The following is a 5223-nucleotide window of genomic DNA, read 5'->3' on the forward strand; positions in this document are numbered from 1 at the left end:
CGCCTGTAGGTGTCGCCCACGCGCTTTCCGTCGGCGACGAGGGACTCACGTGGATCGGGGTACGCGCGCCGAAACCGCCGACGTTCGACGGAGCCCGAAGCCGCATCTCCGCCAAGGCCTCCCCGGGTGAGAACCTGGGACGCCCGTCCGGGACGGACCCCCGGCATCGATTCGTCGGGCACTTCGACGACTCCGACATGGCGCCCTACGCGGAGTTGTCGATGTCCGGCTACCACGGCCCCAACATCAAGAACATCAGCCTCAGGATGATGGTCGACCAGCTCCTGGGAGCACAGCATCACACCGTCTTCGTTTGCGAGATCGCGCCGAAGTCCGGACCGGGCCGGGCCGCCAAGGTCCACTACCACCCGTTCGAGGAGATCTACTACTTCACTTCCGGCGGGATGCGAGGCACCCTCGACGGCAAGGACGAGGTCATCGAGACGGGTGATCTGGTGTGGGTGGGCACCGACGGCACGCATGGCTTCGTCAATGAGCGAGCCGAACCCGCGTGTTGGGTCGAGGTGCAATCGCCGATTCCTCCCACGTCCGACGCATTCTTCTTCCCGGACGACGACTGATCAGGGGGGCGCTGCCGCACATGTACGCGCAGGGGTGGGGCAGGATCGTCAACCTCTCCTCCGTGCACGGGCTGCGCGCCTCGGCCTACAAGAGCGCATATGTGGCCGCCAAACATGGTCTGGAGGGGCTCTCCAAGACGGCAGCGCTGGAGGGCGCTCCGCACGGGGTCACCTCCAACTGCGTCAACCCCGGCTATGTGCGCACCCCACTGGTCGAGAAGCAGATCGCGGACCAGGCCGCCGCCCACGGGGTGCCCGAGGAACGGGTCGTCACCGACCTCCTGCTGAAGGACACTGCACTCAAGCGGCTCGTCGAGCCTGAGGAGGTGGCCGAGGCGGTCGCGTATCTCTGCACACCGGAGGCGTCCTTCGTCACCGGAACGTCACTGGCCCTGGACGGGGGCTGGACGGCGCACTGAGCCGTCTGTGCCCCGGTGCTCGGCGGTGCCCACGGCGGTCGGCGGTGTCGGCCCGGCAGCCGGGGTGACGGAGTTGTCCACATGGGCCGCGCCATCCACAGGGGTGGTGCGACCCACCGCACGGCAGGTATCCCTTGTCCATGTCCCACGATCAGGCCTCCTGCCTGGAGCTCCTCGCCCGCGGCGCCGCCGTCGAGGCGTACGACCGGCCCGTGCTGCTCGCACGGGCGAGCGGCGCGGACGCCGAGACCCTCGCCGGCCTCGAGCAGGCCAAGCAGCTCGCGCTGCGCGTGCGCGCCGAGCTGGAGGGCAGACGGCGCCGCGAGGCGGAGCTGTCGGCGCTCTTCGAAACCGCGCACGACCTGTCCGGGCTGCGCGATCTAGACGCGGTGCTCCGGGCGATCGTGCAGCGCGCCCGCTCGCTGCTCGGCACGGAGGTCGCGTACCTCAGCCGTGGTGGGACACCATAGTCCTCGGCGCTGGAGTGCGCGCACTCACCATGTGGGCGGTGCCGGAGCCTGTGCAACGGCCTCGTGCAGGCAGCGAGGTGGTGAAGGGGGGAGCGTCCAGGCGAGCTGGAGGTTCGCCTCGGAGTACGCCCCGTTGTCACCGCCATCCCCACCTCCGTGGTGCGCTTCACCCCCGAAGCGGTCCCTCGACAACGCGGGCAAGGCACAGGCCAAGGTGCGGGTGCCCGTGACAGTGAAGGGATTCGCGGCGGGGAAGAACCACAAGTCGCTGACCGTGCACGTCGACGCCACGGGCTCGCCGCCGTCCGGGCCGCCTGCGCCGGCCTCGACGGAGTCACCCTCGACGATCTCGAGGGCCTCAAGGTCACGGCCGCCGTGCTCGCACCCTGAAGGGAGCGGCGGGCGCGGGGACGATCCGAACGGTGACGCTGGAGGTTTCCTACGACGAAGGTGCCTCGTGGCGCCGGGCGACGCAGCGGCAGCCGTAGGGCTCCCCGAGGCAGCCGGGCCGAGAGGTTCCAACTTCGGCCCGGCCGCCGACAAGAAGATCCTCGCCGCACAGCGGACGTTTCCCGGCTGGGGGTGTCGGATGCCCACGGATCCCGCGGCCCGGCGGCGACCGGTCAGTGGAGGCCGGTGGCCCGGATGACGGTCTGCGTCACGGCGTTGCCCTGCGTGTCCGAGGCGTGGACTGGCAAGGACAGGAAGGCGGCCCGCAAAGCGGCGCGTCCAGCTCGGCCCGTGCTGCCCCGTCCTCCGCGTCGCGCAGCTTGGCACGGTGCCAGGTCCTGCCGTCGTCGTAGGACAACTCCACCGCGTCGACGCGGACCCGGGAGGACGACGCGCCCCGGATGTGCGACGCCGTCACGACGAGGTCGGCGTCACGCCGCGCCGATCCTCCGGCCGAAGTGGGGATGGCGTAGTCCAACTGCACGAGAGGTGCGGGTGGAGACGGAGAACGGATACTCCCCGTACCGTTCAGCCGCCGCGGGAAGGACGTAGACGTCGCCGGCCCGGGTGGTGAAGCGTGCGTCCGCCCGGCCTCCGTTCGCACTCGCCATTGAGACGGTGGCGGGGCCGGAGCCGCCGGGAGCGACGGTGACGCGGTCACCGGTGATCAGGGTGACGGCCAGCGGGGCGGAACCGAGGGAACCGCGGTCAGGTACGACCGCGCTGCCGGGCTGGTATATAAGGTCTCACACGCATCCTTGGTCAGATCAACACGACGTTGTCACAGCATGCTAATGATCACACCAATAGTTAACTACCCATGCAGCACTCGATCCTGACAGACCCACAGACCGGATACCGGCCCTCGGAATCACCGCACCAGGGTCACCGTCAGGGTGCCTGGACTGCTCCCCGTACCGCGCAAAGTGATGTCGAAGAGAAACCCTCCCTCAAGAGGGCGGAGGGTGACCGACTGCCCAGGGCGGATCGTCTGTTGGCCGGTCTGTTGGCGGACACCTGGTCCGGGGCCGCGTATGGACCTCACATACACAGTGGAGGATCCGGTGTTGCGCACGGTCACGCCCTGAGTGCGCCGGCACCGGCTGCCGCCGGTCGCCGCGGTGGGGCAGACGTAGCGCAGGTCCCCGAATCCATAGGTTCCGCAGGAGAGTTCCAGTCCTTGCCCAAGCGTCGAGCGGCAGACGCGTCCCGGGGCCACGCGATCCTCCACCCCGGACAGGTCAGCGTGATCACGGGCAACAGCAGCTCCTGATGCGAGCAACGCGAGCGTCGCGAACCACACCCTCGCAGAAGGCCGTAGGAAGCATCGGCGCCCGCGTCGCTGCGCGCTCGGTGTCCGGGATCGGGTCGGACGCGGGAATTGTCCGAGGTTCATGGCGATGTCGTGTGCGGTTTCCCCGGCTTCAGCGGTTCGTGGATGCCAGCTGCTGTTCCGTGTAACGCGCGCCCCTCACCGCGTCTGGCGTGACTGCCGATTCCAGGGCCGACAGTTCGTCCCCGGTCAGTACGATCTCGGCAGCCACGGCGTTCTCCGTGAGGAAACCACGCCGCTTGGTTCCCGGGATGGGGACGCTTCCCTGTGCGGCCACCCACGCCAGCGCCACCTGGGCAGGTGTCGCTCCCCGCGACTCGGCGATGGCTCGCACACGGTCGACCAGCGCCACGTTGGCAGCGATGTTCTCGGGAGCGAAACGGGGAAGCGCGCGGCGTGAATCATCAGGGTCCATGTCCGCTGCGCCGCGGATGGAACCCGAGAGAAGACCTCGGCCTATCGGCGAGTAGGCCACCAGACCAATGCCGAGTTCATCCATTGTCTCCTTGATTCCGTTGACCAGCAGATCACGGCTGAAAAGAGACAACTCCGACTGTATCGCGGTCAACGGATGCACGTCGTGGGCCCGTCGGATCGTTGCGGCGGAGACTTCCGAAAGGCCGATGTACCGGACCTTCCCGGCTGCCACGAGCTCCGCCATGCCTCCTATCGTTTCCTCGATCGGAGTGTTCGGGTCGACCCGATGCATGTAGTACAGATCGATGACGTCGGTGCCCAAGTGACGCAGCGACCGCTCAACGGCCCGCCTGATGTGTTCCGGCCTGCCGTCCAACGGTCCCGGGCGGCCGTCATCCGAGAAGTCGAGACCGAACTTGGTTGCCAGAACGATCTCATCCCTGCGATGGCCGAGCGCGCGGGCCATGAGCCGTTCGTTCTCGAAGGGGCCATAGGACTCTGCTGTGTCGAAGAAGTTGATTCCGAGGTCGACCGCGAGATTGAGAGTGGCGATGGACTCCTTCTCGCCGCTGCTCTCTCCGTAGACTCCGCTCATGCTCATGGCGCCGAAACCCTGAGCGGACACCGTCAGTCCCTGACTGCCCAGTGCGACTCTCTTCATCCTCGTCTCCAGCTGTCCGATGTCGAAGCGGAACTGTTCGCGGCGGCGGCCCGGCGACGGCGGGGCCGCCGCCGCCCCTATGTCCTTGACCGGGTACACCGTGCATCTGTGACATCAGCCGCCCCGGACCAGTGTCACTACAGCGGTACGAGCGCCATCAAGTCGACTTCCTGAGCCGGCCCGGCTTCCCCGGCGGGCTCGGACGGCAACAGAGGAAGAAGCTGTCACACGGACATGGGTTCCTTTGTCCTATTGGTGAACAGTGCGGCACCGCATCCCGGCGCCGCTATCCCGTTTGGTGATCACCGACGATGCGCGGTGCATTTCCTACCCACAGATAGGCGGACTAATGTCCGGACGCACCGAGTCGGTCCGTGAAGGCCTGCGTCTCGCCCGCTCAATCGCCGTCGGGCCTCACACCCTGACTGCCGACGAACCTGAGCCCATCAGCATGGATGCGGGGCCCACTCCGGTGGAACTGCTCCTGGTCGCGCTCGGGTCGTGCACCTCCATGGCGGTCCGCACGTATGCGGGCCGACACAGATGGCAGCTCCACCACGTCGATGTGGACCTGCAGTTCGATCCGCGAGGTCAGATCGTCAAGAACATCGGGCTCGCCGGCGATCTGGCACCCGACCAGATCGAGAGGCTGCTGGCGGTGGCCGCCCGCTGTCCGGTGCACCGCCTGGTCACCGGAGACACTTCGGTCGTCACCGTACCAACGGTTCTGGCGCCGCTCCGTCGGGCTCAGGGAGCCTCTTCTTAGGGGACGGCGAATACGGCGATGTCCACTCGGAGGCATTGGTGTACAGCGTCCGCTCGCCCTCGTAAATGCAGTCGGCCGGCCGAATCCACGCGCGCCTGTCACAAGCGGAGCCGACGTTCTGTCTTG

At 67.6% G+C, this 5223-nt stretch carries 3 protein-coding genes and 2 pseudogenes; 4 read left to right on the top strand and 1 reads right to left on the bottom strand.

The features are described from left to right. Nucleotides 1–269: 269 nt before the first annotated feature. The 3 genes and pseudogenes from SSP24_RS44805 to SSP24_RS41920 all read left to right on the top strand — a co-directional run. Entirely contained in the window at nt 270–581 is a 312-nt protein-coding gene (locus SSP24_RS44805) for a cupin domain-containing protein (protein ID WP_229866381.1), read from the top strand. Next, nucleotides 575–1000 (top strand): annotated as a pseudogene (locus SSP24_RS41915) (SDR family oxidoreductase); the annotation flags it as partial. The gene SSP24_RS44805 and the pseudogene SSP24_RS41915, both read left to right, overlap by 7 nt. A 140-nt stretch (nt 1001–1140) precedes the next feature. Then, nucleotides 1141–1452: pseudogene (locus SSP24_RS41920) on the top strand (diguanylate phosphodiesterase); the annotation flags it as partial. A gap of 1892 nt (nt 1453–3344) precedes the next feature. Here SSP24_RS41920 and SSP24_RS41925 read toward each other — a convergent pair. Next, nucleotides 3345–4430, bottom strand: a complete 1086-nt coding sequence (locus tag SSP24_RS41925) for an aldo/keto reductase (protein ID WP_308439667.1) — start codon at nt 4428–4430, stop codon at nt 3345–3347. A 199-nt stretch (nt 4431–4629) separates the two neighbouring features. On the opposite strand from SSP24_RS41925, the gene SSP24_RS41930 reads away from it, so the two are divergent. After that, the gene (locus SSP24_RS41930) at nt 4630–5097 is read left to right on the top strand and encodes an OsmC family protein (RefSeq protein WP_229866380.1); all 468 of its coding nucleotides are present in this window, start codon (nt 4630–4632) and stop codon (nt 5095–5097) included. Nucleotides 5098–5223: the final 126 nt, after the last annotated feature.

The organism is Streptomyces spinoverrucosus (assembly GCF_006539505.1).
Taxonomy (GTDB): Bacteria; Actinomycetota; Actinomycetes; order Streptomycetales; family Streptomycetaceae; genus Streptomyces; species Streptomyces spinoverrucosus.